Source organism: Nesterenkonia sp. NBAIMH1 (assembly GCF_007922635.1).
Classification (GTDB): Bacteria; Actinomycetota; Actinomycetes; order Actinomycetales; family Micrococcaceae; genus Nesterenkonia; species Nesterenkonia pannonica.
Window position 1 is genome coordinate 2,253,718 of the sequence record NZ_CP042335.1, and the last position, 23,015, is coordinate 2,276,732.

A 23,015-nucleotide genomic window follows, 5' to 3' on the forward strand; every position below is an offset into this window, starting at 1 on the left:
TCCCCCTGATGAGCCAGACCACTCCTGCGGCCGACATTTCCGGGAAGCTCGCCTTCAATGAGGCAGGGCTGGTGCCCGCTGTGGCCCAGGATGCTGACTCCGGAGCTGTCCTTATGCTCGCCTGGATGAACGAGGAGGCGCTGGCCGCGACGCTGGCTACGCGCCGCGGAACCTACTATTCGCGCTCGCGCGCTGAGCTGTGGGTGAAGGGCGAGACGTCCGGGAACGTCCAGCACGTCCGCTCGGTGAGCATCGACTGCGACGGCGATACGGTGCTGCTCATCGTCGACCAGACGGGACCCGCCTGCCACACCGGGGAGCCTACGTGCTTTGCGGGTCGAGAGCTGCCGCTGGCACCGATGGAGGAGGCCGAATGAGGGACTTGGGCACTGTCGCGCCCGCGCGCGAAGAGTTCCTGGACCTGGCTTCCGAGCACCGCGTCATCCCGGTGACGATGACCGTGCTGGCCGACGGGCACACTCCCCTCAGCATTCACCGGACGCTGGCGCCCGACGGCGGAGCCGGCACGTTCCTCATGGAGTCGGCAGCACCAGGCGCGGCATGGGACCGCTACAGCTTCATCGGCGCCCGCTCCGCCGCAGTCCTGACGGAGAAGGACGGGGCCGCGCATTGGCTGGGCACCCCTCCGGCCGGAACGCCGTCTCAAGGAAACAGCGCCGACGTCCTGCGGGACACGCTGCGGTTCCTTGCGGGCGACAGCGGGCGCGCCCGCACAGCAGCCCTCCCTCACCTGAGCTCGGGGCTCGTCGGCTACATCGGGTGGGACGTGGTCCGCCATTGGGAGCGCCTCCCGCACCCGCCTGCGGAGGGCTTGGGGCTCCCCGAGATGGCCATGAATCTTGTGTCGGACCTGGCCGTCCATGACAATCGCAGCGGCACGGTCACGCTCATCGCCAATGCCATCAACGGCGACGGTCGCTCCGAGGGCGCGGAGAGGGCGTACGAGGATGCCGCAGACCGTCTGCGCCGCATGCGCGACGATCTCAGCCGTCCCGTGGCCCCTGAGCTCACAGCGGCTGAGCCCGACTGGTCCGCGGCAGTGGAGGCCGAGCTGCACAGCCGAGTCCGCCATACCTGGGACGAGTCCGAATACATGGACTGCCTGCGCAGGGCCAAGCAGGCCATCGTGGACGGCGAGGTCTTCCAGATCGTCGTCTCCAGGAGGTTCGAGGTGGACACGAGCGTCGATGCTCTGAGCATCTACAGGATGCTCCGTCTGCTCAACCCGAGCCCCTACATGTATCTCATGAGCTTCGAGACCCCCGACGGCGAGCCCTACCAGGTGGTCGGCGCCTCCCCTGAGGCGCTCGTCACCGTGGAGGACGGGATCGCCGTCTCGCACCCGATTGCCGGCACACGGCCGCGCGGGGCCACTCCGGCCGAGGACAGGGAGCTGGCCGAGGACCTGCTGGCCGATGAGAAGGAGCGCGCCGAGCACATCATGCTCGTTGACCTGGCGCGCAACGATCTCGCCAAAGTGTGCGAGCCGGGATCGGTCGAGGTCACACGGTTCATGTCGGTGGAGCACTTCAGCCACGTGATGCACCTGACAAGCCATGTGCAGGGCAGGGTCGCAGACGGGGCTGAGCCCTTCGACGTTCTCGCCGCGACCTTCCCTGCCGGAACCCTGTCCGGCGCCCCTAAGCCTCGGGCTCTCCAGCTGCTCGATGAGTGGGAGCCCACGCGCCGGGGCGTATACGGGGGAGTGGTCGGCTACTTCGACCTCTCCGGTCGCATGGACGGTGCCATCGCGATCAGATCCGCGGTCCTCTCCGGCGGAACCGCCTACGTGCAGGCCGGCGGCGGAATCGTCGCCGACTCCGACTTCGACGCAGAGCGGATAGAGACGGTGAACAAGGCGGCAGCCCCGCTGCGTGCGGTTCTCGCGGCTGACAGGCTGCGCACCCTATGACCGCGATCCCGGAGAGCGCCGACCAGGGAGGCGCAAACCGGCGCGCGCCCGGTCTGCAGAGGCGAACCCTGGTGCTGGCGGCGCTGGTGGCCAGCGGCATACTGTTCGCCGCCACCACCCAGACGTGGGTGCTGGCGGAGGGCCTGGGAGACACTGCCCCGGTGGCCCAGGTCGAGATTCCCGGCACCGAGATCTCTGACCTCGTGACAGCGATGGCGCTGGTGGGGCTCGCCGCGGCCGTGGCTGTATCGATCGCGCGCAGGGTGCTCCGCTATGCGGTGGGCGCTGTGCTGGTGGGCGCGGGTCTGCTGGCACTGGTGCAGGTGGTGGGCGTCATCGCCGATCCCGCGGGAGCCTCGATGGTCGCGCTGGGAGAGACGACCGGTACGACGGAGCCGGCCGAGAGCTACGGCGTCGGCGTCGCCGCCTATGCGGCCGCAGCGGGCGCGGGCCTGATGCTCATCTCCGGAGCGGCGCTGCTCATGGTCGCGCACCGATGGCAGGACGCCAAGGCGTCGAAGAAGTACAGCCGCACCGGCGCCGTGGACGGCGCATCGGCCGACGAGCCGGACGAGTTCGATCTGTGGGATGGACTGTCGCAGGGCGATGATCCCACCGAGGGACGCGACTGAGCCGAACTGCCCTCCCATGGCAGAATGGACACCTAGAACCAGTGACGCCCCGCAGAGGCGGCGACCGGAAGAGCAGCGCAGAGGAGATTCTTATGGCGAGCACCAGCACCAAGGTCCGTGATGTTGAGCAGGAGCCCGTGGCGGACGACGAGTTCATCCACCACGATCACATCGGCCACGGGTCCACCCCCGCTGCGTGGACGCTCGTTCTGGGCGTCATCCTCGGATCCGTGATCATCGGCGTCGGAATGATCATCTGGGTCGAGGTGCTCATCTGGATCGGCGTCGCCATCCTGCCCCTGGCCATCATCGCCGGCATCGTCATGAAGAAGATGGGGTACGGCGTCGAGCTGGACACCAAGGCGGTCCTGAATCGCGGTGCGGACCCGCGCAGCCACCAGGGGCCGGCGCAGCCGGACCGTACGCGCGGCGCCGAGGCTCGGCAGCCGGGCAGCGGCACCAGCTGAGCAGGGCTGCCGGTTTCTGAATGCCGAACATTCTCGAACAGATCATTGAGGGCGTCCGCGAGGATCTCGCGGACCGTCGTGCAGCCGTGCCCCCACGTGAGATCACGGCCCGCCTGGCCGACACGGAGCCAGCGCTGAACGTGCGTGAGGCCCTGGCCGGAGGACGCGACGACGAGGACGGCGTGAAGATCATCGCCGAGGTCAAGCGCAAGTCCCCGTCCAAGGGCAGCCTGTCCGGCATCCCGGATCCCGCGAGGCTGGCACGCTCCTACGCCGCCGGCGGAGCCAGCGTCATCTCGGTGCTGACCGAGCGTCGCCGTTTCAGCGGCAGCCTCGAGGATCTCGACGCCGTTCGCCGCGCTGTGAGCATCCCTGTGCTGCGCAAGGACTTCATGGTCGACGAGTATCAGTTCCACGAGGCTCGGGCCCACGGCGCAGACCTCGTGCTGCTGATCGTCGCGGCTCTGGACGACTATCAGCTCCGCGACTATCTGTCCCTGACGCGCGAGCTGGGCATGGACGCTCTCGTCGAGGCGCACACGGAGGCTGAGATACACCGAGCCGTGGATGCCGGGGCCGGCATCGTAGGCATCAATACGCGCAACCTGAAGACTCTTGAGGTCAACCCGGCGCACTACGACGACATGGCCGCGCACCTGCCTGATGACGCCGTGCGGGTCGCGGAGTCGGGAGTCGATGGGCCGGGCATGGTGCGCAGCTACGCACAGCAGGGCGCTGATGCGGTGCTCGTCGGGGAAGCCCTGGTCAAGCACGGGGACCCCGAAGCAGCCGTGCGTGAATACCGCCGATACAGCAGTGCCAAGGAGGGTCTGTAAATGACTGAGCAGAAATCGCACGATGCTCCCGCTCAGCAGCGCTACCGCGACGCCGAGGGGCCGTACTTCGGAGCCTACGGCGGACGCTGGATGCCGGAGTCCCTGGTCGCGGCCCTGGACGAGTTGGAGGCTGCCTTTCGCAGCGCCAAGGCGGACCCGGACTTCACGGCCGAGTACCAGCGTCTGTGCCGCGACTACACCGGACGACCCAGCCTGCTCACCGAGGCGACTCGCTTCGCGGCAGCCGCAGGGCGCGCGCGCATCTTTCTCAAGCGCGAGGATCTCAACCACACGGGATCCCACAAGATCAACAACGTTCTGGGTCAGGCCCTGCTCGCCAAGCGGCTCGGCAAGACCCGACTGATCGCGGAGACGGGAGCGGGCCAGCACGGCGTCGCCACAGCGACCGCCGCTGCCCTCATGGGCATGGAGTGCGTCGTCTACATGGGTGCGGAGGACACGCGCCGGCAGGCGCTCAATGTGGCGCGGATGAACCTTCTCGGAGCTGAGGTGGTTCCTGTCGAGGCCGGAGCCAAGACGCTGAAGGATGCCATCAACGAGGCCCTGCGCGACTGGGTGGCCAGTGTGGACGAGACGCACTACGTCCTGGGCACCGTGGCCGGCCCCCATCCCTTCCCTGAGCTGGTGCGCTTCTTCCACCAGGTCATCGGAGATGAGGCTCGAGAGCAGATCCTCGAGCAGACAGGTCGGCTCCCGGACGCCGTGGCGGCGTGCGTGGGCGGAGGGTCCAACGCCATCGGGCTCTTCCACGGCTTCCTCGACGACGAGTCAGTGGCGCTGTACGGCTTCGAGGCCGGCGGCGACGGCGTGGAGACAGGCCGGCACGCCAGCTCCATCACCCTGGGACGCTCGGGCGTGCTTCACGGGGCGCGCTCCTACCTCATGCAGGACGAGGATGGGCAGACGGTCGACTCACACTCCATCTCTGCGGGCCTCGACTATCCGTCGGTCGGACCTGAGCACGCCTACCTGGCCGACGCCGGGCGCGTCTCCTACGAGCCGGTGACCGACACCGAATGCATGAATGCTTTCCAGCTGCTCTGCCGGACAGAGGGCATCATTCCTGCCATCGAGACGGCCCACGGACTCGCGGGCGCCGCCAGGCTCTCGGCCTCCTGGGGTGATGAGGGAGCCGGCCGCATCATCATGGTGAACCTCTCCGGTCGCGGCGACAAGGACGTCGCAACGGCCGCGGAGTGGTTCAGAATGCTGCCTGGCCAGGAGAACGACCCGGTCGCCGACGATTCCGGTGCGAAGGCGCCGGACGAGGGGGTCGAAGCGTGAGCATCACTGCAGCAGCCATCGACAGGGCCAAGGAGCGCAAAGGAGCGGCGTTCATCGGATACCTGCCTGCGGGCTACCCCGATCGCGACACATCCATCGCTGCCGCCATCGCTCTGGCCGAGAACGGCGCCGATGTCGTCGAGATCGGCATCCCCTATTCGGACCCCGTCATGGACGGGCCGGTCATTCAGCAGGCCACCACGGAGGTGCTGGGTCGAGGATTCCGCCTCGACGAGGTGTTCGAGGTGGTCAAAGCCGTGACAGAGGCGACGGACGCCGCCGTGGTCGTGATGACCTACTACAACGTGATCGATCGGATGGGGGCCGAGACCTTCGCCAGACGACTTGCGGAGGCAGGCGGAGCGGGGGCTATCACCCCCGACCTCATCCCCGACGAAGCATCCGACTGGATCGCGGCGGCGGAGAAGTACGATCTTGACCGGATCTTCCTGGCAGCACCGACCTCCACTGAGGAGAGGCACCGGTCCATCGCGGAGAGCTCGCGCGGATTCGTCTACGGCGTCTCCCTCATGGGTGTGACCGGCAAGCGAACCGCCGTATCGGACGCCGCAGCCCGCGTGGTGCGGGCCTCGAAGGCGGCAGGCGCCTCGCGGGTCTGCGTGGGCCTGGGCGTCTCCACGCGCGCCCATGTCGAGGAGATCGGCCGCTACGCCGACGGCGTGATCGTCGGCACCGCTCTGGTCGCGGCCCTGCGCGACGGCGGGGTTCCGGCTCTCAGCGGTCTGGCCGCCGAGCTGAGCGGTCGTGCCTGATAGCGTGACCGCCGTGACTGCAACGCTCGCCTCTGGCTTTCCGCCGCCGCCGCTCCGAACATTGGACCTCCCAGGCCCGTTCGAGATCGCAATGTACGCACTCTGCATCGTGCTGGGCGGCATCCTCGCCGTCGTCGTGGCCTCCAAGCTCTGGAAGTCGCGCGGGGGAGACCCTGAGGACGTGATGAGCGCCACCCTGTGGGCCGTGGTGCTCGGCATCATCGGCGCAAGGCTCTACCACGTGGTGAGCTCCCCCGATCCCTACTTCGGACCGGATGGAGACCCCATGCGAGCCTTCCGGGTGTGGGAGGGCGGCCTCTCGATCATCGGGGCTGTCATCTTCGGCGCTCTGGGGGTCTACATCGCCTGCCGCCGGCACGGAATGAAGTTTCCAGCACTCGCGGACGCCGTCGTGCCGGGCGTCATCCTGGCACAGGCAGTGGGCCGCTGGGGCAACTGGTTCAACCAGGAGCTCTTCGGCCGTGCCACCAACCTTCCCTGGGGCCTGCGCATCGACCTGGACCAGGCCTCGCAGGCGCCGAGAGGCACCACTGAGGACACGCTTTTCCACCCCACATTCCTCTACGAATCAGTGTGGAACCTCATCGGCTTCGTCGCCCTTCTGTGGCTCTATCGACGCTTCCGCTTCCGGCCGGGGATCGTGGCCCTGACCTACGTGGCGTACTACTCGCTGGGCCGGTTCTGGATCGAATCCCTGCGCATCGATGAGGCCACCAAATCCACCCAGTACCCCCTCTCCGAGATCGGTCTCGACTGGCGGCTCAACCAGATCATCGTCTTTGTGCTGTTCATCGCGGCCGTGGCCGCCATGATCTGGCTCTGGACCAAACGTCCCCGGACCGACGAGCAGCTCGACGAGCAGCTCCAGGGATACCGTCCCGACTCGCGTATGCGTTCGGACGGCGATCAGCAGCAGCTCGCGACCGTCCCGGCTCAGGGGGAGCCTGAGCCCGATGAGGGGTCGACCGAGGCTGAGGACCCATCGCCGGAGCCCACTGACGGTCCGCCCCGAACGTAACGCAATTTGCGCCGCTCGACCCTCGAGCGGAAAATAGGCCTGATAGCCCTCGAGGGTCAGGCTTCTACGAACGCCCCGGATCGGGTCGCACCCAATCCTTTCCGAGGCACGCACCCCGAGTGCATCCATGCCGAGCGCGCCCACCCCCAGCGCCTGACTCCCGTCATGCGTGCTGAGCGCGCGAAGGTCTCCCCCTGAGTGGAGGAAGGAACTGATCATGTCCGCACCGCAGGTCATCAGCCCATTTGAACGCTTCGCCGCATTCCCTGAGAAGCAGGGCCTCTACGACCCTGCCAACGAGCATGAGAACTGCGGAATGGCCGCGGTGGCGACCCTGCGGGGCACTCCGGGGCACGACATCGTCGACCACGCGCTCTACGCTCTGCGCTGCGTTGAGCACCGCGGTGCCGTCGGAGGCGACGTGGGCACGGGAGACGGGGCGGGAATTCTGACTCAGATTCCGGATGAGCTGTTCCGCGCAGTGGTGGACTTCAACCTTCCCCAGCAGGGCGACTACGCCGCAGGCACCGCCTTTCTGCCCCAGGATGAGGCCGAGCGCAATCAGGTCACCGCCGCATTCGAGGAGATGGCTGCGGAGCAGGGCCTGACGTTCCTGGGCTGGCGCGATGTTCCGATCGACGATTCCATGATCGGCTCGATGTCTCGCGCGGCCATGCCCTACTTCAAGCAGGCCTTCGTCACTGTGGCGCCCGAAGACTCGGAGGAGTATGCGAGCTCCGCTGCGGGCAGCCTGGACCAGCGGGCCTGGAGGCTGCGCAAGCGTGCGCAGAACAGGCTCGGCGTCTATTTCGCCTCGCTGAGCTCGAAGACCATCACGTACAAGGGGATGCTGACCACAGCTCAGCTCGAGCCCTTCTACCCTGACCTCTCCGACGAGCGGTACACGTCGACGCTCGGCATCGTGCACTCCCGCTTCTCCACCAACACCTTCCCCTCGTGGCCGCTGGCCCAGCCGCTGCGGCAGGTGGCGCACAACGGTGAGATCAACACTGTTGAGGGCAACCGGAACTGGATGCGAGCACGCCAGTCCATGATGTCCTCAGAGCTCCTCGGGGACGACCCCGAGTACCTCTTTCCCATCTGCACGCCGGGAGCATCCGACTCGACCAGCTTCGACGAGGCTGCCGAGATGCTCATGCTGTCCGGGCGGCCGCTTTCGCAGGCTATGCGGATGATGATTCCGGAAGCGTGGGAGAACCATGCCTCCATGGATCCCAAGCTCCGCGCGTTCTACGAGTACCACGCGATGCTCATGGAGGCCTGGGACGGCCCGGCCGCCATGGCCTTCACGGACGGCAATCAGCTGGGCGCCGTCCTGGACCGCAACGGCCTGCGCCCGGCGCGCTACTGGGTCACCGACGACGGTCTCGTCGTCCTCTCCTCCGAGGTCGGCGTGATGGACCTCGATCCGGCACGCGTGGTCCGCAAGGGCCGCGTCGCCCCCGGGATGATGTTCCTCGCCGATACGGCCGAGGGCCGCATCATTGAGGACGAGGAGATCAAGCAGGATCTGGCCTCAGGCCGGCCGTGGGAGGACTGGGTCGCCGAGAACCTCGTCGAGCTGAAGGACCTTCCCGAGCGGCTGCACGTGAAGCATCCCTCGGGCTCGGTCCGGCTGCGGCAGCAGACCTTCGGCTATACGCACGAGGAGCTCAAGACGCTGGTCGGCCCGATGGCCTCCACGGGTGCTGAGCCGTTGGGCGCGATGGGCACGGACACTCCCATCGCCGTCCTGGCAGACCGTCCCAGGCTGCTGTTCGACTACTTCGTGCAGGCATTCGCGCAGGTCACCAACCCGCCCCTTGACGCGATTCGCGAGGAGCTCGTCACCTCACTGGGCGTATACATCGGCCCCAACGGCAACGTGCTGAGCTCAGAGCATGTGCGGCACCAGCAGGTGAAGCTGGACTTCCCCGTCATCGACAATGATCAGCTGGCGAAGATCGCCAACATCCGCAACGGCGAAGGCCAGAAGGTGGCGCTGAAGATTCGCGGGCTCTTCCGCGTGGGCTCCACTGAGGAGGAGTTCCGCCAGCGCATTCGCGAGATCTGCGAAAAGGTCTCTGCGGCCGTCAATCGCGGCGTGAACTACATCGTCCTGTCCGACCGCGACTCCAACGCCCAGTGGGCTCCGATCCCGTCTCTGCTGCTGACCTCTGCGGTGCATCACCACCTGCTCAAGTCCGCGAACAGAACGCGGGCGAGCATGATCGTCGAGGCCGGAGATGTCCGCGAGACTCACCACGTGGCGCTGCTGATCGGCTACGGCGCGGCGGCCGTCAACCCCTACCTGGCCATGGAGTCCGCTGAGGACATGGTGCATCGCGGCGAGATCACCAACGTCGATGAGCAGCAGGCGGTCAAGAACCTGATCACCGCCCTGGGCAAGGGTGTTCTGAAGATCATGTCCAAGATGGGCATCTCCACCGTCGCGTCCTACTGCGGGGCTCAGACCTTCGAGGCCGTGGGCCTGTCGCAGCGGCTGGTCGACCAGTACTTCTCCGGAACCGACTCCCTCATGGGCGGTGTGGGCCTCGACGTCATCTCGCGGGAGACGCAGGACCGGCACGCACTCGCGTACCCGCAGGACGGCAACGACTTGGGCCGCGGCTCAGAGCTTGAAGTCGGCGGCGAGTACCAGTGGCGGCGCGACGGCCCCCCTCACCTGTTCAACCCTGAGACGGTATTCCGGCTGCAGCACGCCTCGCGCACCCGCCGGTACGACATCTTCAAGCAGTACACCAAGGCAGTGGACGACCAGTCGGAAGCTCTGATGACGCTGCGCGGGCTCTTCAGGTTCAAGGAGAACGGGCGCTCCATACCGATCAGCGAAGTCGAGCCGGTCAGCGAGATCGTCAAGCGCTTCAACACAGGCGCGATGAGCTACGGCTCGATCTCCCAGGAGGCGCACGAGACCCTCGCCATCGCAATGAACCGCCTCGGCGGGCGCTCGAACACCGGCGAGGGCGGGGAGCACCCGCAGCGCCTCATCGACCCTGAGCGGCGCAGCGCCATCAAGCAGATCGCCTCCGGCCGCTTCGGCGTGACCAGCCAGTACCTGACCCACGCCGATGACCTGCAGATCAAGATGGCTCAGGGCGCCAAGCCCGGCGAGGGCGGCCAGCTCATGGGCAAGAAGGTGTACCCCTGGGTGGCCGAGACCCGCCACTCAACCCCTGGCGTCTCCTTGGTCTCGCCCCCGCCGCACCACGACATCTACTCGATCGAAGACCTCAAGCAGCTGATCTACGACCTCAAGCGGGCCAACACTGCGGCGAGGGTCAACGTCAAGCTCGTCTCCCTGCACGGTGTGGGCACGGTGGCGGCGGGTGTGGCCAAGGCAAGCGCCGACGTCGTGCTGATCTCAGGGCACGACGGCGGCACGGGCGCCTCCCCGCTGAATTCGCTCAAGCACGCCGGCACCCCATGGGAGCTCGGTCTGGCCGAGGCGCAGCAGACACTGATGCTCAACGGTCTGCGTGAACGCATCACCGTGCAGGTCGACGGCCAGATGAAGAGCGGAAGGGACGTCGTCATCGCCGCGCTTCTGGGCGCCGAGGAGTACGGCTTCGCCACCGCGCCGCTGGTCGTCTCAGGGTGCATCATGATGCGCGTCTGCCACCTGGACACCTGCCCGGTGGGCGTCGCGACTCAGAACCCGGTGCTTCGAGAGCGGTACACCGGCAAAGCCGACCACGTGGTGAACTTCTTCGAATTCATCGCCCAGGAAGTCCGGGAATACCTGGCCGAGCTCGGCTTCCGGACCCTGGACGAGGCCATCGGACAGATCGACCGGCTCGACATGGACGACGCCAAGCGCCACTGGAAGTCGGAGGGCCTCGACCTCACCTCAGTGCTGACAGGCTGGGACCCGCACGAGGAGAAGACCGCGGGCATGCTGCGGCGCACCTCTGAGCAGGACCACGGTCTGGAGAAGCACTTCGACGTCGCACTGATCGAGAAGGCACAGGCAGCCATTCACCAGGGTGAGCAGGTGCGCATCGAGTCTCGTGTGGTCAACACTGATCGGGCTGTGGGCACCATGCTCGGCCACGAAGTGACCAAGGCACTGGGCCTCTCGACGCTGGACCACAACACGATCCAAGTCGACCTGCACGGAGAGGCGGGCCAGTCCTTGGGCGCGTTCCTGCCGCACGGCATCACGCTGAGGCTCACCGGCGACTCCAACGACTATGTGGGCAAGGGCCTCTCGGGCGGCCGAATCATCATTCACCCGCACCCCAGCGCGCCCTTCGTGGCCGAGGAGAACACGGTCGCGGGCAACGTCATCGGCTACGGGGCCACCCAGGGCGAGATGTTCCTGCGCGGCCAGGTCGGGGAACGGTTCCTGGTCAGGAACTCCGGAGCCACCGCCGTCGTCGAGGGCATCGGCGACCACGGGTGCGAGTACATGACCGGGGGACAGGCGCTGATCCTCGGCCCGACCGGGCGCAACTTCGGTGCGGGAATGTCAGGGGGAACGGCGTACATCCTCGACTTCGACCGCGGCAGGCTCAACGACCAGGCCATCCGGACCGAAGCGCTGCTGCTCAGCGAGCTCGACGAGGAGGACAAGCAGATTGTGCTGGACCTCCTTCGGCGGCACCAGGAGGAGACCGGCTCGTCGCTCGCCGAGCGGCTGCTGGAGACGCCTGAGGCCACGCTCGACCGTATGACCAAGATCCTGCCCCGCGACTACGACGCTGTGCTGCGCGCCCGGGCGGATGCCCTCGATGAGGGACTGGACCCCAATGGCGACGCCGCATGGCAGAAGATTCTGGAGGTGACCCGTGGCTGATCCGCGCGGATTCCTGAAATACCCCGAGCGTGAAGGCCGGCCCTCCCGGCCGGTGCCGGTGCGCATCATGGACTTCAACGAGGTCTATGAGCGCCAAGACAAGAGCACCACGCAGACGCAAGCATCCAGGTGCATGGACTGCGGAATTCCCTTCTGCCACACGGGCTGCCCCCTGGGCAACCTCATCCCTGACTGGAATGACCTCGTGTGGAGGGACCAGTGGGAGGAGGCCTCGGCGCGGCTTCACATGACGAACAACTTCCCGGAGTTCACAGGCCGTATCTGCCCGGCGCCCTGCGAGACCTCCTGCGTGCTGGGAATCAACCAGCCGGCTGTGACGATCAAGCAGTCCGAGGTTGAGATCGCCGACACCGCCCTCGAGCGCGGCTACGTGGAGCCCGTGGTGCCTTCCCGGCTCACCGGCAAGACCGTCGCTGTCGTCGGCTCCGGACCGGCTGGGCTGGCCGCAGCCCAGCAGCTGACACGCGCCGGACACACCGTCGCCGTCTACGAGCGGGATGACCGTGTCGGCGGCCTGCTCCGCTACGGAATTCCTGACTTCAAGATGGAGAAGCACCTCGTCGACTTCCGCATCGAGCAGATGGAGGCCGAAGGCACCCGGTTCTACCCCTCGACAGAGATCGGCGCGGACATCACCTGGGCCGCGCTGCGTGAGTCCTACGACGCGGTCGTCGTGGCGACGGGGGCTATGGTTCCGCGCGATCTCCCAGTGCCCGGACGGAGCCTGGGCGGCATCCACTTCGCCATGGACTACCTGGTGCAGTCGAACAAGGCCGTGGCCGGCGACGAGGTTCCGGACCAGATCCGGGCCGACGGCAAGCACGTCGTCATTCTCGGCGGCGGAGACACCGGAGCGGACTGCATCGGCACCGCACACCGACACGGCGCCAAATCGGTGACGACCCTGGCCATCGGCAAGGAGCTGCCTCGGGAGCGCCCGGGCCACGAGCCGTGGCCCATGGATCCGCGCATCTTCGAGATGTCCAGTGCCCACGAGGAGGGCGGCGAGGTGCAGTGGCTCGCGTCCACGGTCGAGTTCAGCGGTGACGAGAACGGCAATGTGCGCGCACTGAAGGTCGCTGAGACGGAGTACCGCGAGGACGGCTCCCGCGGTCCCAAGCCCGGAACCGAGCGTGAGATCCCAGCGGATCTTGTCTTCCTCGCACTGGGCTTCACGGGCGCCGAGCAGGAGACCCTGGACAGCCAGGTGGGCATGGAGTTCACCTCTCGCGGGGCGGTCGGCCGCACAGAGGACTACCAGACCAATGTCGAGGGAATCTTCACCGTCGGCGATGCTGGCCGGGGCGCCTCTCTGGTGGTCTGGGCGATCGCAGAGGGCCGTGCGGCAGCGTCGAAGGTCGACGAGTACCTCGAGGGATCCACCAGGCTTCCCTACCCGGTGAAGCCGAGCGACCGTGCGATCTCTCTGACCTAGACGAGGGCGTCCGGAGCACTGCGCGGGCTCCCGAATCTGCCTCGGCCGCCGCCGATCTGCAGCGCCGGGATGTGCCTCCCTGCCCCTTGCGTTCTGCGGTAGGCTCAGCCTGTCTGGACCTGACACAGCGTGGTGTCGTGCCAGTTTCAACCTGACTGACCGACCCCTTGAAAGGTGAGGCATGAGACACGCAAAGATCGTCGCCACGTTCGGCCCGGCCACCGCCGGATATGAGAAGACCCGCCAACTGATCGAGGCCGGCGTCGACGTCGTCCGCGTGAACATGTCCCACGGGGACTACGACGTGCACGAGGACACCTACCGCACCGTTCGCGAAGTGTCGAAGGATCTTCGCCGGGCAGTGGGGATCTTCGCGGACCTGCAGGGCCCCAAGATCCGCCTGGGACGCTTCGCAGACGGCCCTCATCAGCTGGGCGAGGGAGATCGGTTCACGATCACCACGGAGGACGTCGAAGGCACACAGGAGCGCTGCTCGACGACGTTCAAGAAGCTGCCGGGCGATGTGGCCCCGGGTGACACGCTGCTGATCGATGACGGCAAGGTCGCCCTGCGGGCAGTTGAGGTCACCGATACCGACGTGATCACTGAGGTGACCGTTCCTGGTCCCGTCTCGAACAACAAGGGCATCAACCTTCCCGGTGTGGCCGTCTCGGTGCCGGCACTGTCGGAGAAGGACGAGGAGGACCTGCGCTGGGCGCTGCGCACCGGCTTCGACATGGTGGCGCTGTCCTTCGTGCGAGACGCTGCCGACGTCGAAGCAGTGCATCAGGTGATGGAGGAGGAGGGCCGCTACGTCCCCATCATCGCCAAGATCGAGAAGCCGCAGGCCGTCGACGCCCTGCAGGATGTCATCGACGCCTTCGACGCGATCATGGTTGCCCGCGGCGACCTGGGCGTGGAGCTGCCTCTCGAGGAGGTGCCGGTCGTTCAGAAGCGTGCCGTGGAGCTCGCTCGCCGGTGGGCCAAGCCTGTGATCGTGGCCACCCAGGTGCTGGAATCGATGATCGAGAGCCCTCGTCCCACCCGCGCCGAGGCCTCCGACTGCGCCAACGCAGTCCTCGACGGAGCCGATGCCGTAATGCTCTCGGGCGAGACCTCGATCGGCAAGTACCCGGTCCGCACCGTGGAGACCATGAGCTCCATCATTCAGACCACTGAAGCGCGCGGCCTCCACCGCATCCCCCAACTGGGCACCAAGCCCAAGACCCGCGGCGGAGCGATCACCCGGGCCGCCAACGAGATCGCCGAGCAGCTGGACGTGGCATACCTCGCCACCTTCACGCGCTCCGGCGATTCTGCCCAGCGGCTGTCCCGCCTTCGCCCCCGGCAGCCGATCTTCGCCTTCACACACGTGGAGCACACGCAGAACACGCTGACCCTCTCCTGGGGGGTGCAGCCGCGATGGGTCGAGTTCGCCTCGCACACCGACCGCATGACCTCACAGGTGGACAAGCAGCTCCTCGAAGAGGGCGTTGCGGAGGTGGGGGACCTGGTGGTCATCGCTGCCGGCTCCCCTCCAGGCCAAGCCGGGACCACGAACATGGTCAAGGTGCACAAGATCGGCGATCTTCCCGACGGCGGCGCCAACATCGACGCGCTGCGGCGCGGTGACGCAGACGTGATGCCGGCTCGTGAGCCTGTGGGTCCCTGGCCCAGCCAGAGCGCCGCATCGGCGCACTCTGCGCACTCAGCGCTCTAGAAGTGCGGAAGATTGATTCTGTGCCCGCGGCGCAGGAGAGCTAAGATGGAGCGGCTGGGCGGCTCATAGGCCGCCCGCTGCCGGCCCGAATGGCGGAATTGGTAGACGCGCTCGACTCAAAATCGAGTACCACTGGTGTGTGGGTTCGAGTCCCACTTCGGGCACAGACCGATTGCAACGCCCCGATGAAGGAGCACCTTGACTGAAGAGAATCAGCACGACGCCGAAGCCGACGCCGTCCCCGCAGACGGTGGGCGTCGCCGTGTGCTGGTCGCTGAGGACGAGACGCTCATTCGGCTCGACATCGTCGAGATCCTCACCGGCGCCGGGTACGAGGTGGTTGCCGAGGCGGAGAACGGGGAGAAGGCGGTCGCCCTTGCGCGGGAGCACCAGCCGGACCTCGTCGTCATGGATGTCAAGATGCCCGTCATGGACGGCATCAGCGCCGCCAAGCAGATCGCGGAGGGCCGCATCGCCCCCGTCCTGATGCTCACGGCCTTCTCCCAGCGGGACCTCGTCGAGTCGGCCCGGGAGGCCGGGGCGATGGCCTACGTGGTCAAGCCCTTCGGAGAGAATGACCTCATACCGGCCATCGAGGTGGCTGTCGCCCGTTTCGAAGAGATTCGCGCGCTGGAGGACGAGGTCGCTGACATCAGCGACAAGTTCGAGACCAGGAAGCTCGTGGAGCGCGCCAAATCGCTGCTCACCACGAAGATGGATCTGACCGAGCCGGAGGCCTTCCGCTGGATCCAGAAGACGAGCATGGACCGTCGTCTGACGATGCGCGAGGTCGCTGAGACCGTCGTCGACCAGATGGGCTGACCCGCGCCGTCCGAAGTCTCCGAACCGCCGCCGGGGCCCGCACTCGAATACTGAGACGGGCGTGGGGTGCACTGCAGCGGTTCGGATCCCCGCATAGAATCGTGGTCATGTCCGCACCCACTGATCAGCCCCGATTCACCCCGCCCCAGCCTGTGACAGGCCCTTCCTCACCGGAGAAGCCGCGTTCCTGGCAGGTCACCGACGGCTACACCCGGGCGCCGGCCCGTGGCATGCTCCGCGCCGTAGGCATGGGCGATGATGACTGGTCCAAGGCGCAGATCGGCATCGCGAGCTCGTGGAATGAGATCACTCCCTGCAACCTGTCGCTGGACCGACTGGCCAAGTCGTCCAAGGAGGGTGTGCACGCCGGAGGCGGCTTCCCCATGGAGTTCGGGACGATCAGCGTGTCCGACGGCATCTCGATGGGACACGAGGGCATGCACTACTCACTGGTGTCGCGCGAGGTGATCGCGGACTCCGTGGAGACGGTGATGAATGCCGAGCGGCTGGACGGATCAGTGCTCCTTGCCGGCTGCGACAAATCCCTGCCGGGGATGCTGATGGCAGCAGCGCGCCTCGACCTTGCGAGCGTGTTCCTCTACGCAGGCTCGATCATGCCGGGCATTGCACGCTTCAAGGACGGAACCGAGAAGGAAGTGACCCTGATCGACGCCTTCGAAGGGGTCGGCGCATGCGGACGCGGCACCATGAGCGAAGAGGACCTCGACGTCATCGAGCGTGCCATCTGCCCCGGCGAAGGTGCCTGCGGCGGCATGTACACCGCGAACACCATGGCCTGCATCGGCGAAGCACTGGGCATGTCGCTTCCCGGCTCTGCGGCGCCGCCGTCAGCAGACCGTCGGCGGGACGCCTACGCGCGCGCCTCAGGAGAGGCCGTTGTCGAGATGCTGCGGCAGGGAATCACCACTCGCGACATCCTCACGAAGAAGGCGTTCGAGAACGCCATCGCCGTGACCATGGCATTCGGCGGCTCCACCAACGCGGTGCTGCACCTGCTGGCGATCGCCTCGGAGGCCGGTGTGGGTCTCGAGCTGGAGGACTTCAACCGCATCGGAGACAAAGTCCCGCACCTGGGAGATCTCAAGCCCTTCGGCCAGCACGTCATGGTTGACGTGGACAAGGTCGGCGGGGTGCCGGTCGTGATGAAGGCGCTTCTCGACGCTGGGCTGCTCCACGGAGACGCGATGACCGTGACCGGCAGAACGGTGGCAGAGAACCTGGAGGCGATCAGTCCTCCGGACATCGACGGAAAGATCATTCGCCATCTCGACAACCCCCTCCACCCCAATGGGGGCATCGCGGTGCTGCGCGGCTCACTGGCCCCCGAGGGCGCCGTGGTGAAGTCTGCCGGCTTCGATGCGGAGGTCTTTGAGGGCACCGCTCGCGTCTTCGAGCGTGAGCAGGCCGCACTGAAGGCGTTGGATGAGGGTGAGATCCAGGCCGGGGATGTGGTGGTCATCCGCTACGAAGGGCCCAAGGGTGGTCCGGGCATGCGTGAGATGCTCGCCGTCACCGGTGCCATCAAGGGCGCCGGTCTGGGCAAGGACGTGCTGCTCATCACCGATGGGCGGTTCTCCGGAGGCACCACCGGCCTGTGCATCGGGCACATAGCCCCTGAAGCTGTGGACGGCGGGCCTATCGCCTACGTCGCCGACGGTGACCGGATCCGGGTGGACATCGCAGGCCGCACCATCGATCTGCAGGTCGGGGAGTCGGTTCTCGCCGAGCGGATGGCAGCGCCCGACTGGAAGCCGCTGCCTCCGTACGTGACCACGGGTGTGCTGGGCAAGTACGCGAAGCTGGTGCGCTCTGCGGCCGAGGGAGCCTCCTGCGGCTGAACCTCGCCGCGCAATTCCATATGGTGAGACGACTCTCACAGGGTTGACATAGGTCACACGTCGGAGAACGATGGTTTCTATGCGCAGCGAACTAGTAGCGGTACCCGTCATCGCCCCCGCCGGGCACTGACTGGTTACTGCCGCACACTGCGTACGCAACCATCCGCCCCGGCACAGGGAAGCCCCTGCACGCCGGGGTTTCGTCTGTGCTGAGCCCAGCCCCACCCATGCAGCGACGAATGACAGGGAAGATGAGATGAGCATTGCATCAGATGCCAGGCCCGCAGCACCGGCAGCAGCCTCTCCCCACAGCGGTGCCGAAACCCGTGAGGAGCGACGGCGCCGCATCACCACCGCCGAGCACCGACTGTACGGCCCCGGGCGCAGCGTAGCGCCTGAGGCCGTGACCGGGAGCCAGTCCATCATCCGCTCCCTCGAAGAGCTCGGCGTCACCGACGTCTTCGGCATTCCCGGCGGCGCCATCCTTCCCACCTATGACCCGCTCATGGACTCCGAGCAGGTCAACCACATCTTGGTCCGCCATGAGCAGGGAGGCGGCCACGCAGCTCAAGGCTATGCCATGGCCACCGGGAAGGTGGGGGTCTGCTTCGCCACCTCCGGACCGGGTGCCACCAACCTGGTGACGCCGATCGCCGATGCCCACATGGACTCAGTGCCGATGGTCGCGATCACGGGGCAGGTCAACGCCTCCGTCATCGGAACGGACGCCTTCCAGGAGGCTGACATCGCCGGCATCTGCGCCCCCATCACCAAGCACACCTACCTCGTGCAGGACCCTGACGAGATCCCACGCGTGCTCGCCTCGGCGTTCCACCTGGCCTCCTCAGGGCGTCCTGGACCGGTGCTCGTGGACATCACGAAATCGGCCCAGTCTGCTCGCACCACCTTCTCCTGGCCGCCCAAGATGGGGCTGCAGGGCTACAAACCGGTCACCAAGGGCCACGGCAAGCAGGTCCGCGAAGCCGCCAAACTCATCGCAGCCTCCAACAAGCCGGTGTTCTACATCGGCGGCGGCCTGATCAAGGCCGAGGCTCACGAGGAGTTCCGGGAGCTCGCCGAACTGCTGGGCGCGCCGGTGGTCAGCACTCTCATGGGACGGGGCGCCTTCCCCGACTCCCACACCCTGCACGTGGGCATGCCGGGCATGCACGGGACGGTCTCTGCGGTGGCGGCGCTGCAGCAGTCGGACCTGCTGATCACTCTCGGTGCGCGCTTCGATGACCGGGTCACGGGGCAGCTGGACAGCTTCGCGCCGGAGGCGAAGGTCATTCACGCAGACGTCGATCCCGCAGAGATCTCCAAGAACCGTCACGCGGACGTGCCCATTGTGGGCTCCCTCGAGGAGATCATCCCGGACCTCACCGCCGCTCTGCGGCAGGAGCTGGATGCGCATCGTCCGGACCTGTCTCCCTGGTGGAACAGAATCGACCGCCTGCGTGAAACCTATCCCTTGGGCTGGACCGCGCCGGAGGACGGAGGCCTCGCGCCTCAGCAGATCATCAAGAAGATCGGCGAAGCCAGCGGACCGGAGGCCATCTACGCATCCGGTGTTGGCCAGCACCAGATGTGGGCTGCGCAGTTCGTCAGCTACGACCGCCCTCGTCAGTGGCTGAACTCCGGCGGCCTGGGCACCATGGGCTATGCCGTGCCGGCAGCCATGGGCGCAGCCGTGGGTGAGCCCGGCCGCACCGTGTGGGCCATCGACGGCGACGGCTGCTTCCAGATGACCAATCAGGAGCTGGCGACGTGTGCCATCAACCGCATTCCCATCAAAGTCGCGGTGATCAACAACTCCTCGCTCGGCATGGTGCGCCAGTGGCAGACCCTGTTCTACGAGTCGCGCTACTCCAACACTCACCTGAACACCTCGACCAACGACGCGGGCGACGAGGTCGTGCGGGTGCCTGACTTCGTCAAGCTTGCCGAGGCCTACGGCTGCGTGGGCCTCCGCTGCGAGCGGGAGGAGGACATCGACGAGGTGATCGCGCAGGCAAACGCCATCAACGATCGTCCTGTGGTCGTGGACTTCGTGGTCTCTCGAGATTCGATGGTGTGGCCTATGGTGCCGGCCGGTGTGTCGAACTCAGACATCCAGGTCGCGCGGAACATGACCCCGGACTTTGAGGAAGAGGACGACTGATGGCGGATGAGACGAAGCGGCACACCCTTTCGGTGCTCGTCGAGGACGTTCCCGGCGTGCTGTTCAAGGTCTCGGGCCTCTTTGCCCGCCGGGCCTTCAACATTCACTCGCTTGCGGTAGGGCCCTCGGAGGTCGACGGCCTCTCGCGCATCACGGTGGTGGTGGATGCCGATGAGCACCTTCTGGAGCAGATCACCAAGCAGCTGAACAAGCTGGTGAACGTCATCAAGATCGTCGAGCTGGACCCGGGCAATTCGGTCCAGCGCGACCACCTGCTGATCAAGGTCCGCGCAGATGCCGCGGCGCGGCTGCAGGTCACGCAGGCGGTGGAGCTGTTCCGCGCCCGCATCATCGACGTCTCTCACGAGTCGCTGACCGTGGAGGCCACTGGAGCCGCCGATAAGCTCGATGCGCTCCTGAGCGTGCTGGAGCCCTTCGGCGTCCGGGAGATCGTTCGCTCGGGCACGTTGGCGATCTCACGCGGGGGCAGATCGATGGCTGACAAAGCCCTCCGCTAGAGTGCGGAGGCGCACTCTTTTTTCCGAACCGAATCACTGATCGAGGAGATATCCCCATGGCTGACCTCTACTACGACGACGACGCTGACATTTCGGTCCTCTCCGGGAAGACTGTGGCCGTCATCGGCTACGGCTCGCAGGGCCACGCACACGCACTCTCGCTGCGCGACTCCGGCGTCGACGTCGTCGTCGGCCTGAAGGAAGGGTCGTCGTCACGGCCCAAGGCAGAGGAGCAGGGGCTGAAGGTCGCGACGCCGGCAGAGGCGGCAGCGACGGCCCAGATCGTCATGATGCTGGTTCCGGACCAGCACCAGGAGAAGGTGTTCGCCGAGGATGTCGAGCCCAACCTGCAGGACGGCGACGCCCTGTTCTTCTCCCACGGCTTCAACATCCGCTACGGCTTCATCAAGCCCTCGGAGAACGTCGACGTCGCCATGGTCGCCCCCAAGGGACCCGGTCACGTGGTGAGGCGCGAGTACGAGGCTGGTCGCGGCGTCCCTGCCCTGATCGCTGTGGAGCAGAACGCCACCGGCACCGCGAAGGACCTCGCTCTGGCCTACGCCAAGGGCATCGGCGGCACCCGCGCCGGGGTCATCGAAACCACCTTCACGGAGGAGACCGAGACTGATCTCTTCGGCGAGCAGGCAGTGCTCTGCGGCGGCGCCTCGCAGCTGGTGCAGTACGGCTTCGAGACGCTGACCGAGGCCGGCTACAAGCCCGAGATCGCGTACTTCGAGGTCCTGCACGAGCTGAAGCTCATTGTTGATCTCATGGTCGAGGGCGGCCTGACCAAGCAGCGCTGGTCCATCTCTGACACGGCCGAATTCGGCGACTACGTCTCCGGCCCCCGTGTGATCAGCCCCGAGGTCAAGGAGAACATGAAGGCCGTCCTGGCGGACATCCAGGACGGCAGCTTCGCGCAGCGGTTCATGGACGACCAGCGGGCCGGCGGCCCGGAGTTCGCCAAGCTGCGGGAGAAGAACGAATCTCACCCGATCGAGCCCACGGGCCGTGAGCTGCGCAAGCTCTTCAGCTGGATCAGCGACCAGGCGGACGACTACCAGGAGGGCCAGACCAAGCGATGAGCAAGCCCATCGTGCTCCTCGCTGAGGAGCTCTCCCCAGCCACCGTCGAGGCGCTGGGGCCCGACTTCGAGATTCGCCAGTCGGACGGCGCCGACAGGGACCGGCTCCTGACCGACATCGCCGATGCTCAGGCTGTGATGGTCCGCTCTGCCACTCAGGTCGATGCCGAGGTATTCGCTGCGGCGAAGAGCCTCAAGGTGGTGGCCCGGGCAGGAGTGGGCCTGGACAACGTGGACATCAAGGCGGCCACGGAGGCGGGTGTGATGGTCGTCAACGCGCCGACCTCCAACATCGTCTCGGCCGCGGAGCTGACCTGCGCCCATATTCTGGGACTGGCCCGGAGCATCTCCCCCGCGCATCAGGCGCTGAAGGGGGGCGAGTGGAAGCGCTCCAAGTACACCGGCCTGGAGCTGCAGGACAAGACCCTGGGCGTCATCGGCCTGGGTCGCATCGGCGGGCTGGTGGCCGAACGCATGGCTGCCTTCGGCATGGAGATCGTGGCCTACGACCCCTACGTGACCTCCGCCCGGGCGCACCAGCTCGGGGCCCAGCTTGTGGAGCTCGACGAGCTGCTGGCCACCTCGGATGCGGTGACCATCCACATGCCCAAGACTCCCGAGACCATCGGGATGCTGGGCCGGGACGCTTTCGCGAAGATGAAGGAGACGGCCTTCGTCGTCAACGTCGCTCGCGGCGGACTGGTGGATGAGGAGGCGCTGGATGAGGCCCTGCGCGCCGGAGAGATCGGCGGAGCGGCCATCGACGTGTTCTCGAAGGAGCCCGCGACCGGGCTCTCCTTCTTCGACCATGAGAACGTCGTCGTCACCCCGCACCTGGGCGCGTCCACTGTGGAGGCGCAGGAGAAGGCGGGAGTCTCAGTGGCCAAGTCGGTGCGGCTCGCCCTCGCCGGCGAGCTCGTGCCGGATGCGGTCAATGTCGCAGGCGGCGCGATCGATGAGCTGGTGCGTCCGGGCATCCCGCTGATCGAGAAGCTGGGCCGGGTCCTTGCGGCCCTGTCCACCGAAGCGTTCACCGACATCGAGACGGAGGCGGCCGGCGAGATCGCCGAGAAGAACGTCACCGCTCTTCAGCTGGCGGCGCTCAAAGGCGTCTTCACGGATGTGGTCACCGAGCCGGTGTCCTACGTCAACGCCCCGGTGCTCGCCGAGCAGCGCGGCATCTCCACTCGTCTTTCGACGACCACTGAGGTGGAGGACTACCGCAACGCGCTGACAGTGCGCGCTGCGACATCCTCAGGCACCAACCTCGAAGTCCGAGGAACGCTGACGGGCACGCGGCAGGTCGAGAAGGTCGTCGGCATCAACGGCTACGACCTCGAGGTCACGCTGACGGATCACCTGGTGGTGTTCGAATACGCAGACCGGCCGGGCGTCGTGGCATCGCTGGGCAAGATTCTCGGCGAGCACAGCATCAACATCGCGGGCATGCAGGTCTCCCAGAGCACCAAGGAGGGCCGTGCGCTCGCGGTGCTTGCCATTGACGCAGCCCTGCCCTCCGGGGTGCTCGACGAGATCGCCCACGAGGTGCAGGCCTCCTTGGCAGCCGAAGTCAACCTCGAGGACTGAGAAA

The 23,015-nt window shown here is 66.6% G+C and carries 17 protein-coding genes and 1 tRNA gene; all 18 read left to right on the plus strand.

Translation table 11 applies throughout. The features are described from left to right. The first annotated feature begins 8 nt into the window (after positions 1-8). Positions 9-377: a phosphoribosyl-AMP cyclohydrolase gene (hisI, locus tag FS388_RS10845; protein ID WP_146341425.1), complete on the plus strand. Its 369-nt coding sequence runs from the start codon at positions 9-11 to the stop codon at positions 375-377. Beyond that, a complete protein-coding gene (locus tag FS388_RS10850; protein WP_146341426.1) occupies positions 374-1,933 on the plus strand; it encodes an anthranilate synthase component I in 1,560 nt (519 codons plus the stop codon). Before hisI ends, FS388_RS10850 begins: the two co-directional genes overlap by 4 nt. Further along, positions 1,930-2,565: a Trp biosynthesis-associated membrane protein gene (locus tag FS388_RS10855; protein WP_146341427.1), complete on the plus strand. Its 636-nt coding sequence runs from the start codon at positions 1,930-1,932 to the stop codon at positions 2,563-2,565. Before FS388_RS10850 ends, FS388_RS10855 begins: the two co-directional genes overlap by 4 nt. Positions 2,566-2,657: 92 nt before the next feature. After that, a complete protein-coding gene (locus FS388_RS13145) occupies positions 2,658-3,032 on the plus strand; it encodes an HGxxPAAW family protein (protein WP_210410191.1) in 375 nt (124 codons plus the stop codon). Positions 3,033-3,052: 20 nt separating this feature from the next. Next, positions 3,053-3,868, plus strand: a complete 816-nt coding sequence (trpC, locus tag FS388_RS10865; RefSeq protein WP_146341428.1) for an indole-3-glycerol phosphate synthase TrpC — start codon at positions 3,053-3,055, stop codon at positions 3,866-3,868. After that, the gene (trpB, locus tag FS388_RS10870; RefSeq protein WP_146341429.1) at positions 3,869-5,173 is read left to right on the plus strand and encodes a tryptophan synthase subunit beta; all 1,305 of its coding nucleotides are present in this window, start codon (positions 3,869-3,871) and stop codon (positions 5,171-5,173) included. After that, positions 5,170-5,946, plus strand: a complete 777-nt coding sequence (trpA, locus tag FS388_RS10875) for a tryptophan synthase subunit alpha (protein WP_146341430.1) — start codon at positions 5,170-5,172, stop codon at positions 5,944-5,946. The genes trpB and trpA overlap by 4 nt, the downstream gene beginning before the upstream one ends. A 13-nt stretch (positions 5,947-5,959) precedes the next feature. Further along, positions 5,960-6,985, plus strand: coding sequence for a prolipoprotein diacylglyceryl transferase (gene lgt / locus FS388_RS10880; RefSeq protein WP_146341431.1), 1,026 nt, complete (start codon positions 5,960-5,962; stop codon positions 6,983-6,985). A 217-nt stretch (positions 6,986-7,202) separates the two neighbouring features. Then, positions 7,203-11,804, plus strand: coding sequence for a glutamate synthase large subunit (gene gltB, locus FS388_RS10885; protein ID WP_146341432.1), 4,602 nt, complete (start codon positions 7,203-7,205; stop codon positions 11,802-11,804). Continuing rightward, on the plus strand, positions 11,797-13,260 hold the full coding sequence (locus tag FS388_RS10890) for a glutamate synthase subunit beta (RefSeq protein WP_146341433.1): 1,464 nt from the start codon (positions 11,797-11,799) through the stop codon (positions 13,258-13,260). The genes gltB and FS388_RS10890 overlap by 8 nt, the downstream gene beginning before the upstream one ends. Positions 13,261-13,441: 181 nt before the next feature. After that, a complete protein-coding gene (gene pyk, locus FS388_RS10895) occupies positions 13,442-14,980 on the plus strand; it encodes a pyruvate kinase (protein ID WP_146341434.1) in 1,539 nt (512 codons plus the stop codon). 83 nt (positions 14,981-15,063) lie between these two features. Then, positions 15,064-15,144, plus strand: a tRNA-Leu gene (locus FS388_RS10900). 34 nt (positions 15,145-15,178) lie between these two features. Next, positions 15,179-15,802, plus strand: coding sequence for an ANTAR domain-containing response regulator (locus FS388_RS10905; protein WP_146341435.1), 624 nt, complete (start codon positions 15,179-15,181; stop codon positions 15,800-15,802). Between the two features lie 107 nt (positions 15,803-15,909). Continuing rightward, positions 15,910-17,661, plus strand: a complete 1,752-nt coding sequence (gene ilvD / locus FS388_RS10910; RefSeq protein ID WP_146341436.1) for a dihydroxy-acid dehydratase — start codon at positions 15,910-15,912, stop codon at positions 17,659-17,661. Between the two features lie 256 nt (positions 17,662-17,917). Further along, the gene (locus tag FS388_RS10915) at positions 17,918-19,822 is read left to right on the plus strand and encodes an acetolactate synthase large subunit (protein WP_146341437.1); all 1,905 of its coding nucleotides are present in this window, start codon (positions 17,918-17,920) and stop codon (positions 19,820-19,822) included. After that, a complete protein-coding gene (ilvN, locus tag FS388_RS10920; RefSeq protein ID WP_146341438.1) occupies positions 19,822-20,340 on the plus strand; it encodes an acetolactate synthase small subunit in 519 nt (172 codons plus the stop codon). The genes FS388_RS10915 and ilvN overlap by 1 nt, the downstream gene beginning before the upstream one ends. A 56-nt stretch (positions 20,341-20,396) precedes the next feature. After that, a complete protein-coding gene (gene ilvC / locus FS388_RS10925; RefSeq protein ID WP_146341439.1) occupies positions 20,397-21,425 on the plus strand; it encodes a ketol-acid reductoisomerase in 1,029 nt (342 codons plus the stop codon). Then, positions 21,422-23,011: a phosphoglycerate dehydrogenase gene (serA, locus tag FS388_RS10930; RefSeq protein WP_146341440.1), complete on the plus strand. Its 1,590-nt coding sequence runs from the start codon at positions 21,422-21,424 to the stop codon at positions 23,009-23,011. Before ilvC ends, serA begins: the two co-directional genes overlap by 4 nt. Positions 23,012-23,015 lie beyond the last annotated feature (4 nt).

Excerpts from the sequence above, each read along its gene's own strand:
- serA (WP_146341440.1), top strand. The coding sequence starts at position 21,422 with ATGAGCAAGCCCATCGTGCTCCTCGCTGAGGAGCTCTCCCCAGCCACC.
- FS388_RS10915 (WP_146341437.1), top strand. The coding sequence starts at position 17,918 with ATGAGCATTGCATCAGATGCCAGGCCCGCAGCACCGGCAGCAGCCTCT.
- FS388_RS13145 (WP_210410191.1), top strand. The coding sequence starts at position 2,658 with ATGGCGAGCACCAGCACCAAGGTCCGTGATGTTGAGCAGGAGCCCGTG.
- ilvC (WP_146341439.1), top strand. The coding sequence starts at position 20,397 with ATGGCTGACCTCTACTACGACGACGACGCTGACATTTCGGTCCTCTCC.
- hisI (WP_146341425.1), top strand. The coding sequence starts at position 9 with ATGAGCCAGACCACTCCTGCGGCCGACATTTCCGGGAAGCTCGCCTTC.
- ilvD (WP_146341436.1), top strand. The coding sequence starts at position 15,910 with ATGTCCGCACCCACTGATCAGCCCCGATTCACCCCGCCCCAGCCTGTG.
- pyk (WP_146341434.1), top strand. The coding sequence starts at position 13,442 with ATGAGACACGCAAAGATCGTCGCCACGTTCGGCCCGGCCACCGCCGGA.
- FS388_RS10850 (WP_146341426.1), top strand. The coding sequence starts at position 374 with ATGAGGGACTTGGGCACTGTCGCGCCCGCGCGCGAAGAGTTCCTGGAC.
- trpC (WP_146341428.1), top strand. The coding sequence starts at position 3,053 with ATGCCGAACATTCTCGAACAGATCATTGAGGGCGTCCGCGAGGATCTC.
- trpB (WP_146341429.1), top strand. The coding sequence starts at position 3,869 with ATGACTGAGCAGAAATCGCACGATGCTCCCGCTCAGCAGCGCTACCGC.
- ilvN (WP_146341438.1), top strand. The coding sequence starts at position 19,822 with ATGGCGGATGAGACGAAGCGGCACACCCTTTCGGTGCTCGTCGAGGAC.
- FS388_RS10855 (WP_146341427.1), top strand. The coding sequence starts at position 1,930 with ATGACCGCGATCCCGGAGAGCGCCGACCAGGGAGGCGCAAACCGGCGC.
- gltB (WP_146341432.1), top strand. The coding sequence starts at position 7,203 with ATGTCCGCACCGCAGGTCATCAGCCCATTTGAACGCTTCGCCGCATTC.